Source organism: Lysobacter sp. 2RAF19, from assembly GCF_052115395.1.
Taxonomy (GTDB): Bacteria; Pseudomonadota; Gammaproteobacteria; order Xanthomonadales; family Xanthomonadaceae; genus Noviluteimonas.
The window spans coordinates 1084489-1108601 of sequence record NZ_JBFRGO010000001.1; the positions used below are offsets into that span (position 1 = coordinate 1084489).

The 24113-nt window shown below is 67.4% G+C and carries 26 protein-coding genes; 9 read left to right on the top strand and 17 right to left on the bottom strand.

Annotation, left to right across the window (positions count from 1 at the left end):
- Window positions 1–43: 43 nt before the first annotated feature.
- The 4 genes from AB4059_RS05300 to grxD all read right to left on the bottom strand — a co-directional run bounded on the left by AB4059_RS05300 (window position 44) and on the right by grxD (window position 5272).
- Entirely contained in the window at window positions 44–3352 is a 3309-nt protein-coding gene (locus tag AB4059_RS05300; RefSeq protein WP_498977252.1) for a TonB-dependent receptor, read from the bottom strand.
- Window positions 3353–3600: 248 nt separating this feature from the next.
- Complete coding sequence (locus tag AB4059_RS05305) at window positions 3601–4206, bottom strand: YhgN family NAAT transporter (protein ID WP_498977254.1); 606 nt, start codon at window positions 4204–4206, stop codon at window positions 3601–3603.
- A complete protein-coding gene (locus AB4059_RS05310; protein ID WP_498977256.1) occupies window positions 4203–4949 on the bottom strand; it encodes an SDR family NAD(P)-dependent oxidoreductase in 747 nt (248 codons plus the stop codon). The genes AB4059_RS05305 and AB4059_RS05310 overlap by 4 nt, the downstream gene beginning before the upstream one ends.
- Window positions 4946–5272 carry a Grx4 family monothiol glutaredoxin gene (gene grxD, locus AB4059_RS05315; protein WP_498961255.1) on the bottom strand — a complete coding sequence of 109 codons (327 nt, stop codon included), beginning with the start codon at window positions 5270–5272 and terminating at the stop codon, window positions 4946–4948. Before grxD ends, AB4059_RS05310 begins: the two co-directional genes overlap by 4 nt.
- 89 nt (window positions 5273–5361) lie before the next feature.
- Between grxD and AB4059_RS05320 the strand changes: the two genes are divergently transcribed.
- Window positions 5362–5940: a superoxide dismutase gene (locus AB4059_RS05320; protein ID WP_498977258.1), complete on the top strand. Its 579-nt coding sequence runs from the start codon at window positions 5362–5364 to the stop codon at window positions 5938–5940.
- A gap of 20 nt (window positions 5941–5960) precedes the next feature.
- On the opposite strand, the gene AB4059_RS05325 is transcribed toward AB4059_RS05320, so the two are convergent.
- Both AB4059_RS05325 and purE read right to left on the bottom strand, forming a co-directional pair.
- Window positions 5961–7100: a 5-(carboxyamino)imidazole ribonucleotide synthase gene (locus tag AB4059_RS05325; RefSeq protein ID WP_498977259.1), complete on the bottom strand. Its 1140-nt coding sequence runs from the start codon at window positions 7098–7100 to the stop codon at window positions 5961–5963.
- Between the two features lie 5 nt (window positions 7101–7105).
- The gene (gene purE, locus AB4059_RS05330) at window positions 7106–7621 is read right to left on the bottom strand and encodes a 5-(carboxyamino)imidazole ribonucleotide mutase (RefSeq protein WP_498977261.1); all 516 of its coding nucleotides are present in this window, start codon (window positions 7619–7621) and stop codon (window positions 7106–7108) included.
- 79 nt (window positions 7622–7700) lie between these two features.
- Between purE and AB4059_RS05335 the strand changes: the two genes are divergently transcribed.
- Both AB4059_RS05335 and nadC read left to right on the top strand, forming a co-directional pair.
- On the top strand, window positions 7701–7970 hold the full coding sequence (locus AB4059_RS05335; protein ID WP_498977263.1) for a Trm112 family protein: 270 nt from the start codon (window positions 7701–7703) through the stop codon (window positions 7968–7970).
- Between the two features lie 10 nt (window positions 7971–7980).
- Window positions 7981–8829, top strand: coding sequence for a carboxylating nicotinate-nucleotide diphosphorylase (nadC, locus tag AB4059_RS05340; protein WP_498977265.1), 849 nt, complete (start codon window positions 7981–7983; stop codon window positions 8827–8829).
- A gap of 4 nt (window positions 8830–8833) precedes the next feature.
- Here nadC and AB4059_RS05345 read toward each other — a convergent pair whose 3' ends face one another.
- A complete protein-coding gene (locus AB4059_RS05345; protein ID WP_498977267.1) occupies window positions 8834–9616 on the bottom strand; it encodes an FHA domain-containing protein in 783 nt (260 codons plus the stop codon).
- Window positions 9617–9708: 92 nt separating this feature from the next.
- On the opposite strand from AB4059_RS05345, the gene AB4059_RS05350 reads away from it, so the two are divergent.
- Window positions 9709–10035, top strand: coding sequence for a DUF3301 domain-containing protein (locus tag AB4059_RS05350; RefSeq protein ID WP_498977269.1), 327 nt, complete (start codon window positions 9709–9711; stop codon window positions 10033–10035).
- A gap of 3 nt (window positions 10036–10038) precedes the next feature.
- On the opposite strand, the gene AB4059_RS05355 is transcribed toward AB4059_RS05350, so the two are convergent.
- The 6 genes from AB4059_RS05355 to AB4059_RS05380 form a co-directional block, all read right to left on the bottom strand.
- Window positions 10039–10494, bottom strand: coding sequence for a ClpXP protease specificity-enhancing factor (locus AB4059_RS05355; RefSeq protein WP_498960536.1), 456 nt, complete (start codon window positions 10492–10494; stop codon window positions 10039–10041).
- Window positions 10495–10522: 28 nt separating this feature from the next.
- Window positions 10523–11158, bottom strand: coding sequence for a glutathione S-transferase N-terminal domain-containing protein (locus tag AB4059_RS05360; RefSeq protein WP_498961257.1), 636 nt, complete (start codon window positions 11156–11158; stop codon window positions 10523–10525).
- Window positions 11159–11376: 218 nt separating this feature from the next.
- Entirely contained in the window at window positions 11377–12126 is a 750-nt protein-coding gene (locus tag AB4059_RS05365) for a cytochrome c1 (protein WP_498977271.1), read from the bottom strand.
- A complete protein-coding gene (locus tag AB4059_RS05370) occupies window positions 12119–13393 on the bottom strand; it encodes a cytochrome b (protein WP_498960540.1) in 1275 nt (424 codons plus the stop codon). The genes AB4059_RS05365 and AB4059_RS05370 overlap by 8 nt, the downstream gene beginning before the upstream one ends.
- Before the next feature lie 3 nt (window positions 13394–13396).
- Entirely contained in the window at window positions 13397–14038 is a 642-nt protein-coding gene (petA, locus tag AB4059_RS05375; RefSeq protein WP_498960542.1) for a ubiquinol-cytochrome c reductase iron-sulfur subunit, read from the bottom strand.
- A 158-nt stretch (window positions 14039–14196) separates the two neighbouring features.
- Window positions 14197–15132 carry a lytic transglycosylase domain-containing protein gene (locus tag AB4059_RS05380; protein WP_498977273.1) on the bottom strand — a complete coding sequence of 312 codons (936 nt, stop codon included), beginning with the start codon at window positions 15130–15132 and terminating at the stop codon, window positions 14197–14199.
- Window positions 15133–15313: 181 nt separating this feature from the next.
- Here AB4059_RS05380 and miaB point away from each other — a divergent pair, with 181 nt between their 5' ends.
- Window positions 15314–16702, top strand: a complete 1389-nt coding sequence (gene miaB / locus AB4059_RS05385; RefSeq protein WP_498977275.1) for a tRNA (N6-isopentenyl adenosine(37)-C2)-methylthiotransferase MiaB — start codon at window positions 15314–15316, stop codon at window positions 16700–16702.
- Here the strand turns inward: miaB and AB4059_RS05390 are convergent.
- From AB4059_RS05390 to AB4059_RS05405, 4 genes are read right to left on the bottom strand one after another with little or no spacing between them, the layout of a single operon-like run.
- A complete protein-coding gene (locus tag AB4059_RS05390; protein ID WP_498977277.1) occupies window positions 16699–17787 on the bottom strand; it encodes an ABC transporter permease in 1089 nt (362 codons plus the stop codon). The genes miaB and AB4059_RS05390 overlap by 4 nt on opposite strands.
- Window positions 17784–18713, bottom strand: coding sequence for an ABC transporter ATP-binding protein (locus AB4059_RS05395; protein ID WP_498977850.1), 930 nt, complete (start codon window positions 18711–18713; stop codon window positions 17784–17786). Before AB4059_RS05395 ends, AB4059_RS05390 begins: the two co-directional genes overlap by 4 nt.
- 23 nt (window positions 18714–18736) lie before the next feature.
- A complete protein-coding gene (locus tag AB4059_RS05400; protein ID WP_498977279.1) occupies window positions 18737–19684 on the bottom strand; it encodes an HlyD family secretion protein in 948 nt (315 codons plus the stop codon).
- Window positions 19685–19697: 13 nt separating this feature from the next.
- Window positions 19698–20426 carry a TetR/AcrR family transcriptional regulator gene (locus tag AB4059_RS05405; RefSeq protein ID WP_498977281.1) on the bottom strand — a complete coding sequence of 243 codons (729 nt, stop codon included), beginning with the start codon at window positions 20424–20426 and terminating at the stop codon, window positions 19698–19700.
- A gap of 98 nt (window positions 20427–20524) precedes the next feature.
- On the opposite strand from AB4059_RS05405, the gene AB4059_RS05410 reads away from it, so the two are divergent.
- The 4 genes from AB4059_RS05410 to AB4059_RS05425 all read left to right on the top strand — a co-directional run bounded on the left by AB4059_RS05410 (window position 20525) and on the right by AB4059_RS05425 (window position 24103).
- Window positions 20525–21520 carry a PhoH family protein gene (locus tag AB4059_RS05410; protein WP_498977283.1) on the top strand — a complete coding sequence of 332 codons (996 nt, stop codon included), beginning with the start codon at window positions 20525–20527 and terminating at the stop codon, window positions 21518–21520.
- Window positions 21517–21987, top strand: coding sequence for an rRNA maturation RNase YbeY (gene ybeY, locus AB4059_RS05415; RefSeq protein WP_498977285.1), 471 nt, complete (start codon window positions 21517–21519; stop codon window positions 21985–21987). The genes AB4059_RS05410 and ybeY overlap by 4 nt, the downstream gene beginning before the upstream one ends.
- 93 nt (window positions 21988–22080) lie before the next feature.
- Window positions 22081–22947: a CorC family transporter gene (locus AB4059_RS05420; protein WP_498977287.1), complete on the top strand. Its 867-nt coding sequence runs from the start codon at window positions 22081–22083 to the stop codon at window positions 22945–22947.
- Entirely contained in the window at window positions 22934–24103 is a 1170-nt protein-coding gene (locus AB4059_RS05425) for a lipoprotein N-acyltransferase Lnb domain-containing protein (RefSeq protein ID WP_498977289.1), read from the top strand. The genes AB4059_RS05420 and AB4059_RS05425 overlap by 14 nt, the downstream gene beginning before the upstream one ends.
- The last annotated feature ends 10 nt before the right edge of the window (window positions 24104–24113 follow it).

A 24113-nucleotide genomic window follows, 5' to 3' on the forward strand; every position in this document is an offset into this window, starting at 1 on the left:
CCCGGCCGTTTCCTTTGTCGCTGTGTCGCTTGCGGCTAGCCGATCAGAACTCGTAGCGCAGGGTCACGTTGGCGGCCCAACGCTGCGAGGGCGTGAAGCTCTCGTTGACCGGCAGCGCGGTCGGCGCGTAGTTGCCGTTGGCATCCAGGTACGGGCGGATGTCGTACTCGTACTTGCCGTTCTGCACATCCGACACGTTGGCGAGCGTGCGCTCCAGCGGGAAGCTGGCGCGGTGCTCGACACCCCAATCCTTGTTGAGCAGGTTGAGGAAGTTGAAGATGTCGAGGCGGATCTCACCCTTGTGGCCTTCGCCGAAGCCCGGGATTTCCTGCGCGAACGACAGGTCGAGCTGGTTCACCCACGGGGCGCGGCCTTCGTTGCGGTCGAAGATGCCGCCCTGCTGGCGCACGAGCTGGTCGTTGTTCGCGATGTAGCGGAAGAACGAATCGATCGAGGCCTGGCTGGTGCCCTGCACGAAGGTGACGTCGTCGCGGTTGACCGGGATGTAGGCCAGGTCGCGGAACGAGGAGTCGCCGTTCACGTCGTTGCCGAACACCCAGCTGTACGGCGCGCCGGAGTGGCCGTCGTACAACGCCGAGAACTTCGTCTTGTACTCGCCGAAGTACGCGTGTTCCCACGCGAAGGTGGCGAGCAGGCGCTGCGGGATCGAGTAGTTCGACGTGGCCAGGTAGTCGTCGTTCGGGTTGATCCAGTCGCGGTTGCCGTAGGAGCTGCTGGCGACCGAGCTGGTGCCCGGGTTGACTTCCTTGGCATCGGACAGCGTGTACGACACCGACGCCGACCAGTCGTTCGCGAAGGGCTTGCGCCACTGGAACGTCAGGTTGTCGGCATACCCCTTGTCGGTGTTGGTCAGCAGGATGTTCTGGCCGAACGACGGGTTGGCGTTGAAGCGCGCCGGGTTGTTGCCGCTGGTGCCGGTGGTCGTGCCGTTCGGGTTCTGCTGGTAGGCCAGGCGGCCGTCAGGCAGGACGCCGGTCGGCGCACCGAGGTTGATGTTGTCGTACTTGATGCCCTTGATCGTGTCGATGTGCTGCGCTTCGACCGTGAACACCGAATCCAGGAACGGCAGCTGGTAGTCGTAGCCCAGCGTGTACTTGGCGACGGTCGGCAGCTGGAAGTCCGGATCCACGAGCGCGAGCGACATCGTCGAGCGGCCCAGGCCCGGGTCGGTCGCCGCGGTGCCCGGCGGCGTCTGCGTCGAACCATTCGGGTTGAACGGCAGGGTCGGGTCGAACGTGCCGATGTCGTAGGTCGACACGGCGACGCCGTTGTTCGAGAACGGGTTGCCGAGCCACACGGCCGGGGTGTTGGAAACGAACACGCCCGCGCCGCCGCGGATCTGCGACTTGTCGTCGATCATGAAGTTGAACGACGCACGCGGCTGGAAGACGTCGTTGCCGTCGATCGTGCCCTGGTTGCTGTAGCCGTAACCGCCGACCGCTGCATTCGGATTGCCGGGGTTGTTGCGCAGGCCGCAGGGGCCGAGGTCGACTTGCGTCTGGCCCGCCGGGAGGCCCGGGGCCGCGGCGAAGCAGGGGTTGAACGTCGGGGTGTCGTTGATCTGCGGGATGTCGTAACGCAGGCCGTACTGCACCGACAGGCGATCGTTGACCTGCCAGGTGTCCTGCAGGAAGAAGCCGTACTGCCGGCTCGTCAGCACCGCGGCGACGTTGTTGAGGTCGTAACCCGGCGCCGGCGTGGCGAGCTGGTAACGATTCCACGTGCCATCGATGAAGGCCTGCAGGCCGTTGAACTCGTACGCGCCGTTGTAGTTCTGCAGGAACAGGTTGTAGAGCTCGTCGCTCTGGTAGTCCACGCCGCCCTTGATGACGTGGTCGCCGAGGTACCAGCTACCGGCGAAGTACGCGTTCCACGTCTTGACGTTCAAACGGTTGGCGTGGGTCGGCGGTTCGGTGCCGAGGAAGATGCCCGGGCCGCTGCTGCTGGTGCCGGTGCGCACGAGCACCGACGGCTGGTGGCCGCCGACCATCGGGTCGCGGTCCTGGTTGAATTCGCTGTAGGCCACCGAGGTTTCGGTGCTGAAGCTGTCCGCCCAGTCGTCGTAGAAGCTCAGCGCGTAGCTGGTCGACTTCTTGTCGAGCGTGTACCAGTTCGACGACAGCGCCAGGCGCGGCGAAGAACCGGTGACCGTGCCGTTGATGACGATCGGTTCGAATTCCTTCGTCTGACTCAGGCGCAGGCTGGCGCGGTGCGCGTCGCTGATGTTCCAGTCCAGCTTGACCAGGCCACGCTTGGTGTCCATGTCCGGCGCCTGGCCGTTGTCGCCGGGGGTCATGCCCTTGGCGGTGGCGGTGGCGATGACGTTGTTGATGAAGTCCTGCGAGATGCCGGGGACCTTCAGCGTCGCGCTGGATTCGGCCGGGCCGGTGATCGAGCCGATGCCGTCCTTCTTCTGCTTCTCGAGCGAGACGAAGAAGAACAGCTTGTCCTTCATGATCGGGCCGCCGAGCGTCAGGCCGAGCGTGCGGTCCTTGTCGTAGCCTTCCCAACCCTTGCCCGACGCGTTCTCGCCGATCATGCTCGCCGCGTTCTGGTACACGAAGTACGCCGAACCGTGCAGGTCGTTGGTGCCCGACTTGGTGACGGCGTTGATCGTCGCGCCCACGCCGCGGCGCGTGGCCACGTCGTAGTTGGCGGTGGAGATGTTGTATTCCTGGATCGCGTCCTGCGAGATCGGCGTGCCCTTGGTCGGCAGGCCGTTGTCGTTCAGGCCGAAGGGGTCGCCGGCGTTGACGGTGTCGACGGTGATGCTGTTGTAGCGGAAGTTCTGGCCGTTGGCCGAGAACGCGCCGCGGTCGCGGTCGGTGATGACTACGCGGGGATCGGCGCGCACGACGTTCTGGATCGAACGGTCGGGGGCCGGCATGCGGTCCATGTCTTCGCGCGACAGGCGCGTGGCGATGCCCTTGTTGTCGGGCTGGATGACCGAAGCGCCGGTGACCGTGACGGCGGCCAGTTCCTGCGGCGCGATCGACAGGTCGACCTGCGAGACCTTGTCCAGGCCGAGGTAGACGTTCTGCTGCGACTGCGTGCCGGCATCGGCCTTGTTGACCGTCACCGTGTACGGGCCGCCGACGCGCAGGCCGCGCGCTGCGTAACGACCGTTCGCGTCGGTCACGGCCTTGCTGACGGTGCCCGACTCGGCGTGCACGATCGTCACTTCGGCGCCCGCGACGGGCTGGCCGGAACCATCGACAACGCGGCCGCCGACACCGGCGGACGTGCTCTGTGCGAACACGGGCGCGGCAGCGAGCGCCGCGATCAGCGCAACCGACAGCTTCGACAGCCGGACGCGATTTCGATCAGTCATCTTGGATCACCTTGGATGGGAGTGTTTTCGAACAGACGCAGCCTCACGCCCGCATGTCCGTATGCGGTGGCTTGAGACCGAACAATGGGTGTGTCCCCGCCCGCTGCGCTGCGCGCTTGGGCTAACGACAGTTTAACACCATAGGTCCCGCCGATGACCGGGAAATGACGGCTGCGGGACGGTGTCGGCGAGGCCCAGCCTGGCTGAATCCTTCAGGGAAGCGCGGCTCGCGAAGGCCGCGCCGGGGGTCATGCCCCCGGGGAAATCGTGCTCGTCAGATAGGTGCCCAGCCCGTCGAGGAACATCTGCACGGAGATCGCCACGAGCAGCATGCCCATCAGGCGTTCGACCGCGATCAGCACGCGCGTGCCGAGGAAGCGATAAAGCACCGTGGCCGAGAACAGGATCACGGCCGTTGCGCCCCACGCGATCATCAGGGCCAGGCTCCATTCGGCCAGGCGTTCGGGCTCGTTGCTGCCCATCAGCATCACCGCGGCCATGCCCGAAGGACCGGCGACCAGCGGAATCGCCATCGGCACGATGAAGGGTTCACCGCCCGGCAGATCGCCCATCAGGCCTTCGGGAGGCGGGAAGATCATGCGCAGGCCGATCAGGAACAGCACGATGCCGCCGGCGATGGACACCGACTCCTGGCGCAGGTGCATCAGGTCGAGCGCGTACTTGCCGCCCCACAGGAACAGCATCAGCACGACCAGCGCGATCAGCAGTTCGCGAATCAGCACCCAGCGCCGGCGCGCGGGCGCCAGCGGCTTGAGCAGCCCGAGGAAGACCGGGATGTTCCCGAGCGGATCGAGGATCAGGAACAGCAGCAGCGCGGCCGATGCGATCGTCATTCGAGCGAACCGGTGGCGCCCTGCGCGATCTCGCCGTTGAACGCGGCGCCGCGCGGCGACAGCAGTTCGACGCAGGCCTGCGCGGCGAATGCGGGATCGCGTGCATCGCGATCCATGTCGTCGACGAAGGCCTTCGCGCGCAAGCCGGTGCGCATCGGGCCTGGTTGCAGGCCGGCGACGCGGATGGGCGAGTTCGCGAGTTCCGCATGCAGCATCGACACCAGGCCGACGCGCGCATGTTGCGCCAGACCGTAGGCGCCCCAGTAGGCGCTCGACACGCGCTCCAGATCGTCGACGACGAACACCACCGACGCATCGCGCGACTTGCGCAGCACCGGCAGGCACGCCTGCGTGAGCCACGCCGGCGCGGTGACGTTGACGTGCATCGCGCGTGCGAACGCCGCCGGCTCGGTGTGCTCGACCGGCGTCAGCCCACGAAAATCGGCGGCGCAATGCAGGATTCCGTCCAGGTGCCCGTAGGCATCGTCGACGCGGTGGGCGAGCTCGGCGAAATCATCCGGCGAGGCGCCTTCCAGATCGAGCGGATATAGCACCGGCGGCTTGGCGATCGCGGCGATCGCATCGTGCAGCTTTTCCAGCTGGCGCACGTTGCGGCCGAGCAGCACCACGGTGGCGCCGGCTTGCGCGCAGGCCTTGGAGGCCGCGCTGCCGAGCCCGCCGAGCGCGCCCGTCACCAGGACGATGCGCCCGGCGAGCGGGGCGTGGTCGGTGGGGAAACTCACGCCTTCTGCGCTTCGGCGATCATCCGCGCCAGTTCGCCGGCTTCGGCGAGCTCGCACGTGATGTCGCACCCGCCGATGAGCTCGCCGTTGATGAACAACTGCGGGAACGTCGGCCAATCCGAATAACGCGGCAGGTTGGCGCGGATCTCCGGCTCCTCGAGCACGTTGACCGTGTGGAGCTCCGAATCCGAAGCGCCGGCCGTGCGCAGCGCCTGCACCGCGCGGCTGGAGAAGCCGCACATCGGGAACTGCGGGGTGCCTTTCATGAAGAGCACGATGGGATGGCCGGTGACTTCGGCCCGGATGCGCTCCTGGATGGGCACGGACTGCAGGGACATGGTGGCTCCGTAAAAGCGTTGACGCGACGTGGGGCTAGAATTGTAAGTCTTCACCGCCCCACAAGGAGTCCGTCATGGCGATCGAGCTGCCGCCCCTGCCCTACGACCGCACCGCGCTGGAACCCCATATCTCGGCCGAAACGCTGGATTACCACCATGGCAAGCACCACAAGGCCTACGTGGACAACCTCAACAAGCTGATCGCCGGCACCGAGTTCGAGTCCATGGACCTGGTGGAGATCGTGCGCAAGTCGCAGGGCGGGATGTTCAACAACGCCGCCCAGGTCTGGAACCACACCTTCTACTGGAACTGCATGAAGCCCGCCGGCGGCGGCGAGCCGCAGGGCAAGCTGGGCGATGCGATCGCCAAGGCCTTCGGCGACTTCGGCAAGTTCAAGGAACAGTTCACCGACACGGCGATCAAGACCTTCGGTTCGGGCTGGGCCTGGCTGGTGCAGCGCCCCGATGGTTCGCTCGCGCTGGCGAGCACGCCGAACGCCGCCACGCCGATCACCGGCGAAGACGTGCCGCTGCTGACGTGCGACGTGTGGGAACACGCGTACTACGTGGACTATCGCAACGCGCGTCCGAAGTACGTCGAAGCGTTCTGGAACCTGGTGAACTGGGACTTCGTTTCCAGCCAGATGCGCTGACCGCGGCGTAGCGACACGCGCTACCGCAGGGCCGCGATCACGGGTTCGACCTGGGATTCGCGGCCCAGCGTTTTTCCGACGCGCGCAAGCGTCTGCGCCAATTCCTGCGGTGTGTTCGCCCGCAGGGTCGCGTGCCCCACCTTGCGGCCGGCACGCGCCTGTTTGCCGTAGTCGTGCCAATGGCCGCCGGGTTCGGCGAGCACGGCATTCGCATCGGGCATCGTGCCGATCCAGTTGAGCATGCACGCCTCGCCCACCATGCGCGTGGCGCCGAGCGGCAGGCCGAGCACCGCGCGCAGATGGTTCTGGAACTGCGAGGTCTCGCTGCCTTCGATGGTCCAGTGACCGGAGTTGTGCACGCGCGGCGCGAGTTCGTTGGCCAGCAGCTCGCCGTCGCGGCAGAACAGCTCCAGCGCGAAGACACCGACATAGTCGAGTGCATCGGCGAGCGCGCGCGCATGAGCGAGCGCTTTGTCTTCCAGCGCCTGCGGCACCGGCGCGGGCGCCAGGCTTGCGGACAGCACGCCGTCGACGTGCCAGTTCTGCGTCAGCGGCCACGCGCGGAATTCGCCGTCGCGGCCGCGCACGGCGACCACGCTCACTTCCTTGTCGAACGCGACGAAGCCTTCGAGGATCAGGCCCACGGTGTGCGACTGTCCGCCGAGTGCGTCCCACGCCGCGTCGGCGTCGGCCGGCGACTTCAGGCGGAATTGGCCCTTGCCGTCGTAGCCCAGGCGGCGCGTCTTGAGGATGCACGGCGTGCCGATCGATGCGAGCGCGGCGTCGAGGCTTTCGCGCGAATCGATGGGTGCGAACGGCGGCACCGGAATGCCGAGTTCGCGGAACAGGGTTTTCTCCGCGAGGCGATCCTGCGCGACCGCCAACGCACCCGGGCTCGGGAACACGGGCACGCGCTCGGCGAGCCACTGCGCCGATTCGGCGGGGACGTTCTCGAAATCGAAGGTGGCCACGTCGATCTTCGACGCGAACTCGGTGAGCGCGCGTTCGTCGCGCCAGTCGCCGACGATCATCGGCGCGAACTGCCCGGCGCACGCGTCGGCGACGGTATCCATCACCAGGAAGCGCAGGCCGAGCGGCGCGCCGGAAAGAGCGAGCATGCGGGCCAACTGGCCGCCGCCGAGGATGCCTACGGTCGTCATCGAATTTATTTTCGCGGATCGTCGTTGTTGGCGACGTCGTCGGTCTGGCGCGCGCGGAACTGCGCGAGGGCTTGCCCGATGGCCGGGTGCGTGGCGGACAACATCGCGGCGGCGAACAGGGCCGCGTTCGACGCGCCCGCGTTGCCGATGGCGAACGTCGCCACGGGAATGCCGGCCGGCATCTGCACGATCGACAGCAACGAATCCATGCCGTTGAGCGCCTTGCTCTGCACGGGCACGCCGAGCACGGGCACCGCGGTCTTGGAGGCGAGCATGCCGGGCAGGTGCGCGGCACCGCCGGCGCCGGCGATGATCGCGCGCAGCCCGCGTTGCTGCGCCGTGGCGGCGTAGTCGAACAACACGTCCGGCGTGCGATGCGCGGAGACCACGCGCACTTCGTGCGGCACGCCCAATGCTTCGAGCTTCTGGGCCGCGTGTTGCATCGTCTCCCAATCCGAGCGCGAGCCCATGACGATGCCAACCAGCGGCGCGGCGTTGCCCGCGTCTTCCTTTGAGGCCATGGCGTTCCCGTGCGGCTGGCGCCTTCTGCGAAGGGGGGTATTCTAGCGGGCCTTCCGTTGCCCTGCCCCGCGCGCGCCCATGGATCGCAAGTTGCTCGACATCCTCGCCTGCCCCGCCACGCGCCAGCCGCTGTCGATGCTCGAAGCGCGCGGCCTGGCGGCGCTGAACGCCGCGATCGCGCAGGGCGGCATCCAGCGCGCCGACGGCCAGCCGCAGGCCCAGGCCCTGCGCGAAGCGCTCATCACCCGCGACCGCAAGCTGGTCTACCGCATCGACGACGGCATTCCGGTGCTGCTGGCCGACGAGGCGATCGCCGCCGGCCAGGTGCCCGACTTCCCGCCGGCATGAGCCTGACGTCATGAGCGACCTGATGCCGCCACCGGATTCGATCGTCGCCGCCGACGTCGCGCGCGCGCTCGAAGAAGACCTCGGCAGCGGCGACGTCACCGCCGCCCTGCTCCCCGACATGCGCGACACCGCCTACCTGCTCTGCAAGGAATCGGCGGTGATCTGCGGGCGGCCGTGGTTCGATGCGTGCCATCGCGCGCTGTCTCCGGAAGTCGCCATCGCCTGGCACGTCGCCGAGGGCGACCGTGTCCGCGCCGGCACGGTGGTCGCCACGCTGGAAGGCCGCGCACGCGCACTGGTGACGGCCGAACGCGCCGCGCTCAATTTCCTGCAGACGCTCAGCGGCACGGCAACGGTCACGGCCGATTACGTCGCCGCCGTCGCAGGCACGGGCGCGAAGATCCTCGACACGCGCAAGACGATCCCCGGCCTGCGCGTCGCGCAGAAGTACGCGGTGCGCGTCGGTGGCGGCGTGAACCATCGCATGGGTTTGTTCGATGCGGTGATGCTCAAGGAAAACCACGTGCGCGCCGCGGGCTCGCTGACTGCCGCGATCCGCAACGCGCGCACCGCGCAACCGGCCTTGCCGCTGATCGTGGAAGTGGAAACGCTCGATCAGTTGGACGAAGCCCTGCGCGAAGGCTGCGAACGGATCCTGATCGACGAGTTCGACGCCGACATGCGCCGCGAAGCCGTGCGTCGCGCGGCGGGGCGCATTCCGCTGGAAGTCTCCGGCGGCGTGGACCTGCACACCGTGCGCGAGATCGCGCAGGACGGCGTGGATTGCATCTCCATCGGCGGACTGACCAAGCATGTCCGCGCGATCGACCTGTCGATGAAGCTGGGGCGGCGCGGCTAGACCGTCAGCGGAACGCGAACACCAGCACCGCCGCGGCCACCACCGCGATCCCCGCGATCAGCACCCACATCCGGTTCGGCGTCGATGCGTCGTGCGCGTGTTCGTCGTGGTGCGCCTCGGCCATGCCCGGAGCCATCAGGCGGAAGCGCAGCGTGTCGAAACCGATCTCGTCGCCGACGCGCGCTTCGGCGCGCAGCACGCGCTTGCCGTTGAGGAAGCTGCCGTTGGTCGAACCGAGGTCTTCGAGCAGCACGCCGTCGTCGGTGGGCAGCAGGCGCGCATGCGTGCGCGACAGGCCGGGTTCGTCCAGGCACAGGTTGCATTCGTCGGCGCGGCCGACCGTCGTGCTGCCGTGCAGCGGATACGAGCGACCGAAGGCTTCGCCAGAAACGCCGCGCAGCACGTAACGCGGCAACACCGGGCGCACGGCCGTCGCCCCCGGATCGTCGTTCGCCGATTCGGGCAGGCGACCGGGGATGCCGGCGCGATGGCGCACCGCGGCCGGCGCTTCCATCGAGGAGAGTTTGGCTTCGACGCCGTCGAAGGCGACGCTGTCGCCGGGGCGCAGCGAGATCAGTCCGTCGACCTGGCGGCCGTTGACCGAAACGGTGGTGCCGGGCGGCACGTCGAGCATCACGCCGCTGGGCGTGACGTGGAGTTGGCAATGCTGCGGGCGCACGCCGGGACGATCGAGCACGATGGTGCCCTGCGGATCGGAGCCCACGCGATTGACGCCGGGACCGAGCAACACCTGTGGGTGTTCGCCGCCTGGAAAGACGAGTTTCATGCGCGTGGCTCCGTCGCGTCCTGCGTATAACGTCAAGGAATTCCCCCGCCGGCGCCCTTGCAGGGCCGCCAGCGCGCCGTCACATTAGGTGGATGGGAAGTCTACTGGTTGTGATGATCGTCGCAGGCCTCGCCTTCGCGTACTGGAGCGCCGGGCGCGCGGCCGCCGAACGTGCCGAAGCCCTCGGGCGCGATGCGTGCAGTGCCGCGGGCGTGCAATGGCTGGACCAGTCGGTGCACGCGGCGGGCTTGCGCCTGCAGCGCGGCGAAGACGGCTGGCTCGGGTTCGAGCGCACGTTCCGTTTCGAGTATTCCTACGACGGCAGCGACCGGCACATCGGCCGCCTGGTGCTGCGCAAGGGCCGGCTGGTGTCGTTCGCCGGGCCCGTGCGGGCGGCGAACGTCATCCAGTTGCACTGAGCGTTACTTGATCACGCGCAGATGCCCGCGGCGCGGCGGTGTCCCGCTCGTTTCGGGCGAGGTGTCGGCCGGCGGCGTGGGTTCGTCGTGCGGGCCCGAGGGATCGTCCGGCAGCGCCATGCCCTGCCCGGTCTCGCGCGCGTAGATCGCGAGCACCGCGGGGATCGGCACGATCACCGGATGGCTCACGCCACCGAAGCGCGCGGTGAAGGTCACCGCATCGTTGTCGATCATCAGGCGCGCGACCGCGCGCTCGGCGATGTTGAGCACGACCTTCCCATCGCTCACCGATTGCGGCGGCACCTGCACGCCGGCGCGCGTGGCATCCACGAGCAGGTGCGGCGTCATGCCGTTGTCGGCGATCCATTCGTTGAGCGCGCGCAGCAGGTACGGACGATGGCTGGTCATCGAAGGGCCGGTGTCGCCGGTGCCGCTGTTGCCGGAATGGTCGTCTTCCATGGATCGAGTCTAGCCGCTCCGAACGGCCTCATGCCGGGACGACGCGCAACTTCCTTTCCTGGTCGGTGAGGCTGCGCAGGAAGCCGGGATTCCGGAAGATGCGGTTGCCGTAGTCCTCGATCACCTTGCCGTCCTTCGGCAGCGGGATGTCGAGCGCTTCCAGGCGCCAGATGATCGGGGCCATCGCGCAGTCGGCGAGGCTCATTTCCGGATTCAGGAAGAACTTGCTGGCCTTGAACAGCGGCACCGAGGCGGTGAGCAGTTCCTTCAGGCGCTTGCGGCCGGCTTCGGCCTGCTGGCGGTTGCCCAGCTGGATGGCCTGCACCTGCGGCACCCAGTCGTGTTCCAGGCGCAGCATGGCGAGGCGCAGGCGGGCGCGCGAGAGCGGGTCGACCGGCATCAGCGGCGGATGCGGATAGCGCTCGTCGAGGTATTCGGTGACGACCGACGCTGCGTACAGCACCAGCTCGCGCTCGACCAGGGTCGGCACCGAGTGGTACGGGTTGAGGTCGATCAGGTCTTCGGGTGGATTCTGCGGATCGACCGGGATCAGGTCGTAGGTGACGCCTTTGGCCGCCAGGACCAGGCGCACGCGGTGGCACAGCACGTCGTCGGTCGACGAGAACAACGTCAGGGCATTACGCATACGCGGGCTCGCGGCCATCATCGATCTCTCCATCGATCGCAGCGCCGATCGCGGACGGAACCCTGCAAGGCTTCCCGACCATCGGCTTGGCGCCGCCCACCCCTTGCGGGCGGTCGCCACGACTTCCCGAGCCTAGCGCCGCTTCCGGAAAAAGTCGCCACCCCTGGCGCCCACTTCCGGTGGCCGAATCGGTGCCTGCCCTTCCGGGCATGCGTCCCGACCCGGCCGGCGTGCGCTTAGTGCACGTCCTTCCAGTATTCCTTCTTGACCAAATACGCGAGGAACGTGAAAGCCGCAAGGAACAGGATCACCCACACGCCGAGGCTCTGGCGCTTGAGGGCGGCCGGCTCGCCGGCGTACTCGAGGAAAGCGGAGATGTCGCGCACGCTCTGGTCGTACTGCTCGGCGGTCTGCGTGCCGGGCGAGCGCAGTTCCAGGCGCTCGACGTGCGTTTCGCCGGCGGCGTCGGGCTTGGTGAGCACGGCGTGCTGCAGGCCCTGCATTTCCCACAACGGGTTGGGCATGGACACGTTCGGGAAGAGCGTGTTGTTCCAGCCGACCGGGCGGGTCTCGTCGAGATAGAAGGACTTCAGGTAGGTGTAGATCCAGTCGGTGCCGCGGACGCGCGCAATCAGGCTCAGGTCCGGCGGCATCTTGCCGAAGGCCTGCTGCGCGTGTTCCGGCGTCATCGCCGTGCCGATGGTCTCGCCCACCTTGACGCCGGTGAGGTTGAGGTTGGCCTGCACCTCGTCTTCGCTCAGGCCGAGGTCTTCGGCCATGCGCGAGTAACGCAGGTACTTCAGCGAATGGCAGCCGCTGCAGTAGTTGATGTACAGCTGCGCGCCGCGCTGCAGCGAAGCGCGATCGTCGAGGCGTGCGCCCGACTGCTGCAGGTTGCCGCCTTCGCTGGCGAAGGCGAGCGATGCGGTGAGCAGGCCTGCGGCGAGGACCGCGGCCTTGCCGGCGCGGACGAAGAAGTTAGTCATGCATCGTCACCCGTTCCGGCACCGGCTTGGTCCGATCCAGTTTCGTCCAGATCGGCATCGTGATGAAGAATACGAAGTAGAGGAACGTCAGCACGCGGCCGATGATCGTCTCGGCCGGGTCGGTACCCGGGCCACCGCCGATCTTGCCGAGCCACACGAAGCACACGGCGAACATCAGCAGCATCGCCCACGACAGCTTGCCGCGGTAGCGATAGGACTTGACCGGCGACTTGTCGAGCCACGGCACCAGGAACAGCACGGCGATGGCGGCGAACATCACCAGCACGCCCCACAGCTTGATGGCGAAGAACGACGGGATCACGCGCAACATCGCGTAGTACGGCGTGAAGTACCACGTCGGCTTGATGTGCTCCGGCGTCACCAGGCGGTTGGCCTCGGTGAAGTTGTCGTGCTCCAGGAACAGGCCGCCGAAGGTGGGCGCGAAGAAGATGATGAAGGCCGCCAGGATCAGGAAGAACGCGACGCCGAACAGATCCTTGCCCGTCGTGTAGTACGGGTGGAACGGGATGCCGTCGGCCGGCGCGGTGGTCGACCAGCGGTTGCCCTTCGGGCCCTTCTTGATGTCGACGCCGTCGGGGTTGTTCGAACCCACTTCATGCAGCGCGCCCAGGTGCAGCACGACGAGCAGCAGCAGCACCAGCGGCAGCGCGATGACGTGCAGCGCGAAGAAGCGGTTGAGCGTGGCATCGCCGGGCAGGTAGTCGCCCATGATCCATTCGGTCAGGCCGTTGCCGATGACCGGGATCGCGCCGAAGAGCGAGATGATCACCTTCGCGCCCCAGAACGACATCTGGCCCCACGGCAGCACGTAGCCCATGAAGGCTTCGGCCATCAGCACCAGGTACAGCACCATGCCGATGACCCACACCAGCTCGCGCGGCTTCTGGTAGGAGCCGTACATCAGGCCGCGGAACATGTGCAGGTAGACGACGATGAAGAACAGCGAGGCGCCGGTGGAATGCATGTACCGGATCAGCCAGCCCCACTCCACGTCGCGCATGATGTATTCGACCGACGAGAACGCTTCGGCCGCGGAGGGCTTGAAGTGCATCGTCAGGAAGATGCCGGTCAGGATCTGGTTGACCAGCACGACGATCGCGAGCGAACCGAAGTAGTACCAGACGTTGAAGTTCTTCGGCGCGTAGTACTCGGTCATGTGCTTGCGGTACACCGGCATCATGCCGGGCGCGCGCGCGTTGACCCAGTCCATCACGTTGGTCGTGGTCCGCGTCAGGAAATTGGCCATGGTTTATGCCGCTCCCTTCGGGTCGACGCCGATGACGATCGACGTGTCGCTTTCATAGTGGTGCGGCGGCACGAGCAGGTTGATCGGCGCGGGCACGCCGTCGAACACGCGGCCGGCCATGTCGAAGCGCGACTTGTGGCACGGGCAGAAGTAACCGCCCTTCCATTCCGGATCGAAAGGCTCGGGCTTGATCTCGGCCTTCATTTCCGGCGAGCAGCCCAGGTGCGTGCACAGGCCGACCAGCACGGAGATCGCCGGCTTGATCGAACGCAGTTCGTTGCGCGCGTACGTCGGCTGCTGGTCGAGGTTGTCGGACTTGGGATCGCGCAGGCGCGGATCGAGCGTCGGCAGCACGTCGAGCATCTGCTTGGAACGCTTCACGATCCAGATCGGCTGGCCGCGCCACTCGAGCACCATGCGCGTGCCTTCGGCCAGCGCGCTGATGTCGGCGGTCACCGGGGCGCCGGCGAGCTTGGCGCGCGCGCTCGGGTTCCAGGACTTGATGAAGGGCACGGCAGCGAAGCCGACACCGACCGCACCGACCACGGCCGTGGTGGCGGTCAGGAACCGGCGACGGCCCTGGTTGACGGGTTCCCCGTCGTGGACATGAGCGGGATCGTTGACCCCTACCCCAACATTGGCCATCCGACACTCCGCAGTAAGGCGCTGAACCGAAGCGCTGGTCCGCCCCGCGCACTTGTGCGTGGAGGCGGCCAACAAAGACGGGGAAGTGTAACGGAACGCTTAATCGGCCGACAATCGTATGGCGCGACCGGGGAAGCGCCGGCCGTACCGCCGGCGGATTACTTGGTGGCCAGCGCGTTGCTGGCGATGGCGCCGCGGTAGCGGTCGGCCAGCACCGAGACGCGCTCGACGTAGCGGCGGGTCTCGCTGTACGGCGGAACGCCGCGGTATTTGTCGACCGCGCCCTCGCCGGCGTTGTAGCCGGCGGCGACAAGGCTGAGATCGCCCTTGAAGCGCTTGAGCAGGAAGGCCAGGTACTGCACGCCGCCGGAGATGTTCTGGGTGGCGTCGAAGGCATTGCCCACGCCGAAACGGCGGGCGGTGGCCGGCATCAGCTGCATCAGGCCCTGCGCGCCCACGCGCGAGAGCGCATTGGGGTTGTAGGCGGACTCGGCGTGGATGATCGCGCGCACGATCGCTTCGTCCACGCCGTGCAGCCTGGCCGCCGCGCGGATCTCGGCGGCATAGGCGTCGGTATTGAGGCGCAGCGTGTTGAAGTTGACGCCCGGACGCGCGGCGCAGGCGTAGCACGTCTCCATGAAGCTGTAGCGGATCGTGCGCAGCGCGGTGGCGCCGGCGACGCCCTTGGGCGGCTTGCTCGTGTAATGCCGCACGCCGTCCTGGATGTACGAATACACCTGCCCCTGCACCAGGCGCGGCGCCTGGTAAGGCTTCAGCGCGGGGGCGGAAGGTGCGGGCGTCGGCGCGACGGCATCGCTCGAAACGGTCTCGGCGATCGGCGAACCGGCGACATTGCTCGCCGTCGTGGTGCTGCCCACCGCGGCGGCGCGCGGGGCGACCGGCGCGGGCGCTGCCTTCGAATAACTGATGACGGTGCACGTCGCGCCGGGGATGCGCTTGCCGACGTAGCTGCGCGCGCCGTCGGCGCCGTCGCAACGATAGAGCGTGCCCGCCAATGCCGGCATCGCCGCGGAGGCGGCGACGACAAGCACGAGGGCGGCCAGGCCGCGCGAGAATCCCCATCCCCTAGTCATGGCGGCATGCTGCCCTCAATCGTGAGGCTTGACAAGTTCTTGATTCATATGAACAGACGCTTGATCCATGTGAACGAGACCCCCGTCGCGAACCGGACGCAAGACGACCGCGCTAGACTTCGCCCCCTTCACACGCCCCACCTTCCCGGCGCGGACTAACCGCCGCCCTCCCGGACCTGCCATGACCGAATCGAACGTCCTGCCGGACGTCGCCGCGCCTGCGGCCGACGCCTCCCGCCCCGCCCCGCGCGGCAAGCTCTTCATCAAGACCCACGGGTGCCAGATGAACGAGTACGACTCGGCCCGCATGGCCGACGTGCTCGCCGCCAGCGAAGGCCTGGAGCTGACCGACAACGTCGAGGAAGCCGACGTCGTGCTGGTCAACACCTGCTCGATCCGCGAGAAGGCGCAGGAAAAGGTCTTCAGCCAGCTCGGCCGCTGGAAGGCGCTCAAGAAGGACGGCAAGCCGGTGATCATCGGCGTCGGCGGGTGCGTGGCTTCGCAGGAAGGCGCGGCGATCGTCAAGCGCGCGCCCTATGTGGACCTGGTCTTCGGCCCGCAAACCCTGCACCGCCTGCCCGAGCTCATCCGCGAGCGCCGCGCGAGCGGGCAGCCGCAGGTCGACATCAGCTTCCCGGAGATCGAGAAGTTCGATCGCCTGCCCGAGCCCCGCGCCGACGGCCCGAGCGCCTTCGTGTCGATCATGGAAGGCTGCTCGAAGTACTGCTCGTTCTGCGTCGTGCCCTATACGCGCGGCGAAGAAGTCTCGCGGCCGTTCGAAGACGTGCTCGTCGAAGTCGCGCAACTCGCCGCGCAGGGCGTGCGCGAAATCAACCTGCTCGGCCAGAACGTCAATGCGTATCGCGGCCCGCTCGGCGACGGTGAAGTGGCCGACCTCGGCTTGCTGATCCGCGCGATCGCCGGCATCGACGGTGTCGGCCGCATCCGTTTCACCACCTCGCATCCGCTCGAGTTTTCCGACTCGCTGGTCGAGGCCTATCGCGACATCCCGCAATTGGCCAACTACCTCCACCTGCCCGTGCAGGCCGGCAGCGACCGCGTGCTCGCGGCGATGAAGCGCGGCTACACGGCGCTGGAGTTCAAGCAGAAGATCCGCAAGCTGCGCGCGGTGCGCCCGGACATCTCGATCTCCTCGGACTTCATCGTCGGCTTCCCCGGCGAGACCGACGCCGATTTCGAGAAGACGATGAAGCTGATCGAAGACGTCGGTTTCGACCAATCCTTCTCCTTCATCTATTCGCGCCGCCCCGGCACGCCGGCGGCCGACCTGTCCGACGACACCACCGACGCGGAGAAGCACGCGCGCCTGGAACGCCTGCAGGCGGCGATCAACGTGCATGCCGCGCAGATTTCGCAGGCGATGGTCGGCAGCGTGCAGACCGTGCTGGTGGAAGGCCCGTCGAAGAAGGACCCGAACGAGTTGACCGGCAAGACCGAGAACATGCGCTCGGTGAATTTCGCCGGCCACCCGCGTTTGATCGGACAGTTCGTCGATGTCGTCATCACCGAAGCGATGACGAACTCGTTGCGGGCGCGCGTCGTCGTCTAGTCGAGGCGTTTGCGGAACCTGGCGATCGCCACCGTCATCATGACGGCGATGAACGCGATCAACGCCAGCGTCTCCGGCCACAGTTCCAACAGGCTCGCGCCGCGCAGCATGATCCCGCGCACCAACCGCAGGAAGTGCGTGAGCGGCAGCAGCTCGGCGAGCCACTGGATGATCTTCGGCATGCCGGCGAAGGGAAACATGAAGCCCGACAGCAGGATCGACGGCAGGAAGACGAAGAAGGTCATCTGCATCGCCTGGAACTGCGACTGCGCCTTGGTCGAAATCATCAGGCCGAGCGACAGGTTCGCCAGGATCAGCAGCACCGCCGCGATGTAAACGTCGAGCAGTGCGCCGCGGATGGGCACCTCGAACAGCCACGCGCCCAACAGCAACACCAGCGTGGTCTGGATCAGCCCGATGCCCGCGAACGGCAGTACCTTGCCGATCATCAATTCGCTGCTGCTCACCGGCGTTGCGATCAGCAACTCCATGTTGCCGCGTTCGCGCTCGCGCACGATCGACACCGCGGTGAACATCACCATGGTCATCGTCAGGATGATGCCGATCAGGCCCGGCACGATGTTGATCGCCGAGCGGCGTTCGGGGTTGTAGAAGCCGACGACGCTGATCTGCGACGGCGCCTTCTGCACCGTCGCCGCACTGTCGAGCGGGACTTGCGTCAGCTGCCCGGCCGCGCCCTGCACGGCGGTGTCGCTGCCGTCGACGAGGATCTGCACCGCTTCGCGCCCATCGATGCGGCGGCGCTCGAAATCCGGCGGCACGACGACGCCGACGCTGATCTGCCCGCGCCGCAGCATCGTCATCAATTCCTGCGGTGAACTCGCATCCCGCACCGGGTTGAGCACGCCGGTGTTCTGCAGGTCCATCACCAGCGCGCGCGAACCGGCGGTGTTGGCCTGGTCGGCGATCGCCGTGTCGAGATTGCGCAGGGTGAAGTTGATCGCGTAACCGAAGAGCACCAGTTGCATCACCGGGATGCCGACGATCATCGCCAGCGTGATGCGGTCGCGACGCATCTGCCGCAACTCCTTGACCATCACGGCGAACAGGCGGCGCCAGTTCATGCGGCCTCCTGCGCCTTCGCGTTATCGCGGCCGCGCGTGGCGGACACGAAGACGTCTTCGAGGTTGGGTTCGGATTCGGCGATTTCGCCATGCAGCCCGGCGTCGGACAGCACGCGCTGCAGGCGATCGGCAAGGCCGCTTTCGCTCGCCAGCACGCGCAAGGTGTTGCCGACCTGCGCCGCGCTGATCACGCCGGGCGTTTCCATCAACGCGCGGCGTGCCCGGCGCGGCGTGTTCGAATGCACGGCCAGCGTGCGGCCGGCGATCGCGCCGGTGAGTTCGGCGGGGCTGCCGTCGGCGACGAGCGCGCCGCGGTCGAGGATCGCCAGGCGATGGCAGCGTTCGGCTTCGTCCATGTAATGCGTGGAGACGAGGATCGTCGTGCCGGCATCGGCGAGTTCGAAGAGCTTTTCCCAGAAGTCGCGGCGCGATTCGGGATCCACCGCGCTGGTCGGTTCGTCGAGGAAAAGCAACTCCGGCGAATGAATGACCGCGCCGGCGAGCGCGAGGCGCTGTTTCTGGCCACCGCTCATTGTGCCGGCGAGTTGCTTCTGCCGATCTTCGAAGTGATAGCGCTGCACGAGTTCGTCGATGCGCGTGCGCGCCTTCGCACGGGGAAGGCCTTGCACGGCGGCGAGGAATTCCAGGTTCTCGCGCACGCTCAAATCGTCGAACAAGGAGAACTTCTGCGTCATGTAACCGATGCGCAGGCGCAGTGCTTCGGCCTGTTTCGGCAGTTGCAGGCCGAGCACTTCGATTTCCCCTTCGGTCGGCGTCATCAGGCCGCACAACATGCGGATGGTCGTGGTCTTGCCCGATCCGTTGGGGCCGAGGAAGCCGTACACGTTCGCCTTGGGCACGCTCAAGTCGACATGATCGACGGCGACCAAGTCCTTGAAGCGCTTGGTCAGTCCGCGCGCGCGGATCGCGAGATCGGCGGTCGGCGCATTCACTCGTCGAACTCCGCGCGCACCGGCAAGCCGGCGGGGAGCTTCGCGTTCTTCTGGTCGACGTCGATTTCCGCGATGTAGGACAGCCGCGCGGCGTCCTTGCCGATCAGCGCGAAGTACGGCGTGAACGTCGGCTCGGTGCGGATCATGCGCACGGTGCCGGCGATCGCGTCGTCCTTGCCGTCGATGTAAAGACGGGCCTTCGTGCCGACGGCGACCTTCGCGCGGATCGGCTCGGGCACGTATACGCGTGCATACGGTTGGCCGACGAGCAGGATCGCGAGCGGTTGCCCCACCGCGGCCTGGTCGCCGAGTTTGTACGGCAGGCTGTCGATGAGTCCGTCGCGCGGGGCGACGACCGACAGTTTCTGGAGCGTGACCTGTTGCGCGGCGACATCGGCTTCCGATGCGGCGACGGCCGCCTCGCCCTGCGCGATCTGTTCGACGCGCGTGCCGGCTTCGAGTTCACGCAAGGCTTGTTCCAGCGCGCGGGCGGTTCCGGCCGCGTTCTCGGCGGCGGCGCGTGCGCGATCGATGTCGGAGGCGGCCATCAATTGGCGCGGCCCCAACTGCCGCACGCGGTTGTAATAGATGCGCGTGTCATCGGCCTGCGCGCGGGCGGCGGCCAGCTCGGCGCGTGCGCGTGCGATCTCTTCGCTGCGCGGGCCCGCTTCCAATTCGGCGAGCGTCGCGCGTTGGCGCGCCGCCTGCGCGCGCATCGCTTCGGTGCTGGCGCGCGTGCGGTCTGGCTCGAGTTGCAGCAGCGACTGGCCGGCTTTCACCTGCTGCCCTTCGCGCACGCCGATGGCGACGATCTTTTCCGCGGCGGGCGCGGGCAAGGTGATGCGGTCGTATTCGAGCGTGCCGAGCGCCTGCGGCGCATCGTTGCGACACGCGGACAGGACGGCGAAGGCGCACAGGACGAGCAATCGGGGGCGGAGGGTCATGGGAGGCTCGTGGTCAGGGAACGCCGATGCCGGCATCCAGCAAGGCGATGGCGTGGTGCTTCATAGCGGCCGCGTCGATGTCGTCGGCGTCGAACAGGCGGCGCCAGATCGGCGCGCCCGCGGCGGGAAACAAAGTCAGGCCGATCAGCGAAGTGACGAGCAGGCGCGGGTCGAGTTCGCGATTGAGCTGGCCCGCGGCCTGGGCCTGCGCGAACTTCGCCGCGAGCAACTGCGGCATCTGCGGCGCCATCGTGGTGAACAGCAACTCGCGCAGGGCGCCGCCTTCGCACAGCACTTCGCGCACCCACAGCGGCGGCAGCCAGGGATGCTTTTCGACGGTTTCGCACATGCCGCGCACGAAACCGGCGATCACGCCGGAGATGTCGTCGCCGCCCTGGAGCGTCGCGTCGCGCACGTCGGTGAAGGCGGGCATCAGGCGTTCGGAGATCACCGCCTGCAGCAGTTGTTGTTTGTCGCCGAAGTAGTAGTGGACGAGCGCGGGGTTCACGCCGGCCTCGTGCGCGATCTCGCGCAAGGTGCTGGCGGCGATGCCGTGGCGCCCGAAACACGAGACGGCGACATCCAGGAGGCGGGCGCGGAGATCGCCGCCCTCGCCCGTCGGGCGGCCGACGGCGCGGCGGCCGGCCTTGGGGCGCGCCCCAGGCGGAAGCTCTGCCGTTTCAAGGACTTCCGGCGCTTTCGGGGCGGGTTTACGACGGGCTTTGGTGGGGAGCGAACGCATGCCGCAGAATTTAATTCGTAAATTAATTAAGGCAAGCGAGACCCGACGGGCGGTCGCGCAGGCCCCATCGAGGAGCGTCCGCGCTACCCTTTCCCCGCATGAACGAACCTTCGCAGCGCGACTTCACCCTCGAACCCGACGACACCGAACGGCTGGCCAACCTGGCCGGGGCCTTCGACGCGCATCTGCGCCAGATCGAACTGCGCCTGGGCGTGGAGATCGCCAACCGCGGCAACATCTTCCGCATCACCGGCCCGGCCCCCGCGACTGCGCGCGCGGAAAAATTCCTGCGCGCGCTCTACGACGAAGCCGGCGAGGAAACCTTCGACGGCCACGCGATCAACGTGCGCCTGAACGCGGTGGCCGACGACGACGCGGCGGCGACGACGCGCGACATCGAACCGCAGGACGTGTCGATCCGCGTCAAGCGCGGCACGATCCGCGGCCGCGGCGCCAACCAGGCCAAGTACCTGCATGCCATCGCAACGCACGACATCAATTTCGGCGTCGGCCCCGCGGGCACGGGCAAGACCTTCCTCGCGGTGGCCATGGCGGTCGAAGCGCTCAACGAATCGCGCGTGCAACGCCTGATCCTCGTGCGCCCGGCGGTGGAAGCGGGCGAAAAACTGGGCTTTTTGCCCGGCGATCTCACCCAGAAGGTCGATCCCTACCTGCGCCCGTTGTACGACGCGCTGTACGAAATGCTCGGGGTGGAAAAAGTCGTCAAGCTGCTGGAAAAGAACGTCATCGAGATCGCGCCGCTGGCCTACATGCGCGGGCGCACGCTCAACGATGCGTTCGTGATCCTCGACGAAGCGCAGAACACCACCATCGAACAGATGAAGATGTTCCTGACGCGCATCGGTTACGGCTCCACCGCCGTGGTCACCGGCGACGTGACGCAGATCGATTTGCCCAAGCACCAGAAGTCCGGGCTGCGCGATGCCATCGACGTGCTGCGTGCGGTGGATGGCATCAGCTTCACTTTCTTCCAGGCGCGCGACGTGGTCCGCCATCCGCTGGTGGCGCGCATCGTCGATGCCTACGACGCGCGCGATACCGACGACAAGGCCACCGGAGCCGGCAATCCATGACCAAGGGACCCGTTCGTCTCGATGTGTCGGTCGAATACGCCCTGCCCCGCCTCGGCCTGCCCGCGGCGGTGAGTTTCCGCAAATGGGTCGGCGCCGCGCTCAAAGGCCGTATCCGCGAGGCGGACCTCGCCATCCGCATCGTCGGCACGAAGGAAGGCCGCGCGCTCAACCGCCATTACCGCGGGCGCGACTACGCGACCAACGTCCTGAGTTTCCCGGCCGAATTGCCCGAAGGCGTGGTGCTTCCTCTGCTCGGCGACATCGTCCTGTGCGCGCCGGTCATCGCCCGAGAGGCGCGCGAGCAGAAAAAGGCGCTGATCGCCCACTACGCCCACCTCACCGTCCACGGCACGCTCCATCTGCTCGGCTGGGACCACGAGGACGCGCGGGAAGCGGACTGCATGGAGCAGCTCGAGCGCGAAATCCTCGCCGAAATGGGCATCGACGACCCCTACGCCGAAGACTGACGGCCCGTCCAAGCACGATTCACCGACCCGTCCTTGTCGTGCGCTAGACTCGGCGCCGGTTGCTCCAGCATCCGGAGCCCATCCCCGACCCCCATGGCCGACGACGACAGTCCCCCGCAAACCGAAGACAAGAGCCGCCGCACCTGGCTCGACCGCATCACCGCCGCACTGTCCGGCGAACCCACCACCCGCGAGGACCTGGTCGAGCTGTTGCGCGACGTGCAGGCCGACGGGCTGATCGCGGCCGACACCCTGCGCATGATGGAAGGCGCCATCGCGGTGTCCGACCTGACGGTGGGCGACGTGATGATCCCGCGCGCGCAGATGGTCGCGCTTTCGGCCGACGCCCCGCTCGAAACGCTGATGCGCCTGGTCGTCGAATCGGGCCACTCGCGTTTCCCGGTCCATGGCGAAGGCAAGGACGAGATCCTCGGCATCCTGCTCGCCAAGGACCTGCTGCGCGTGGTCGTCGCCGACCACGACCACTCCCGCAACAGCGTGCGCGAATTTCTCCGCCCGGCCGTGCTGATCCCCGAGTCGAAGAAACTCAACGTGCTGCTGCGCGAATTCCGCCAGTCGCGCAACCACATGGCGATCGTGATCGACGAATACGGCGGCGTCGCCGGCCTGGTCACGATCGAGGACGTGCTGGAGCAGATCGTCGGCGACATCGACGACGAGCACGACGAGGCCGTCGACGAGACCGCGCTGATTTCCGCGCAGGCCGACGGCCACTTCGTCGTCGACGCGCTGACGCCGATCGCCGATTTCAACGAGCGCTTCGGCTCGGATTTCGACGACGACGAGTACGACACCATCGGCGGCCTGCTGACCGCGGCCATCGGGCACCTGCCCGAAGCCGGCGAAGAATTGACGCTGGGCCGCTTCGGCTTCCGCGTCGCGCGCGCCGACGCGCGCCGCCTGCACGCCCTGCACGTCAGCGTGCATGCAGACGCGTAAGGTCGGTTTCCCGCTGATCGCGCTGCTGCTGTGGCTCTTCGCCACGGCGGCCAGCGCCGCGACGCCGCGCATCGGCGTGATGACGATGCAGCCGGGCGAGATTTTCTTCGAACGCTTCGGCCACAACGCGATCGTCGTCGACGATCCCGACGCGCCGGCGCCGCTGTCCTACAACTTCGGGTTCTTCGATCCGGGCGAAGCCGGCTTCATCGGCCGCTTCGTGCGCGGCGACATGCGCTACCTGCTGGCCGTGTTGCCGATGTCGGAGGATCTGACGTACTACCGCGACGTCGGCCGCGGTGTTTCCATCCAGTGGCTCGACCTCACGCCTGCGCAGGCCAATGCGCTCGCGCAAGCGCTCGCCTTCAACGCGCGCCCCGAGAACGCGCGCTATCGCTACGACTACTTCACCGACAACTGCTCCACGCGCGTGCGCGATGCGCTCGACCGCGCGATGGGCGGCGCGCTGCGCAAGCAACTCGCGGTGCGCTCGGCAGGCGATACCTTCCGCAGCGAATCGGTGCGGCTGGCCTCGCCGGCGACGTGGATGTGGCTCGGGTTCGACATCGGCCTGGGTCCGTATGCCGATCGCCCGTTGTCGCGCTGGGAAGACGCCTTCGTGCCGATGCGCCTGGCCGCGAGCCTGCGCGAGATGCGCAACACCGAAGGGCGCCCGCTCGTCCGTGCAGAGTCGGTGCTGGTGCCCCATCGCCTTCCGCCCGAACCGCCGGATGCACCGCGCCGCTGGTGGCCCTGGCTGATCGCGGGCCTGCTGCTTGCGGTGGGCCTGCGCGCGCTGATGACCCACCGGCCGCGGGTCTTCGGCGCCGTCGCGCTGCCCTTCTGGTTCGCGTGCGGCGCGCTGGGCGGGGTCATCGCGTTCATCTGGTGCTGCACCGAACACCACGCCGGCTGGGCCAACCGCAACCTGCTGCTGTTCTCGCCACTGTGCCTGCTGCTGCTGCCGGGTGCGTGGGCCTTGCTCCGCGGGCGCGCGACCTCGCGCTTCCACCAGTGGGTCCGCATCGCGGTCGTGGTCGGCGGGGTGATCGCCTGCTTCCTGCAATTGCCCGCCGGTGCGCAGTTCCAGGCACCGTGGCTCGCCTTGCTGCTGCCCATCCACGCGGCATTGGCCTTTCCCGCCCGCCGCGCTTGAGGCAGCATGC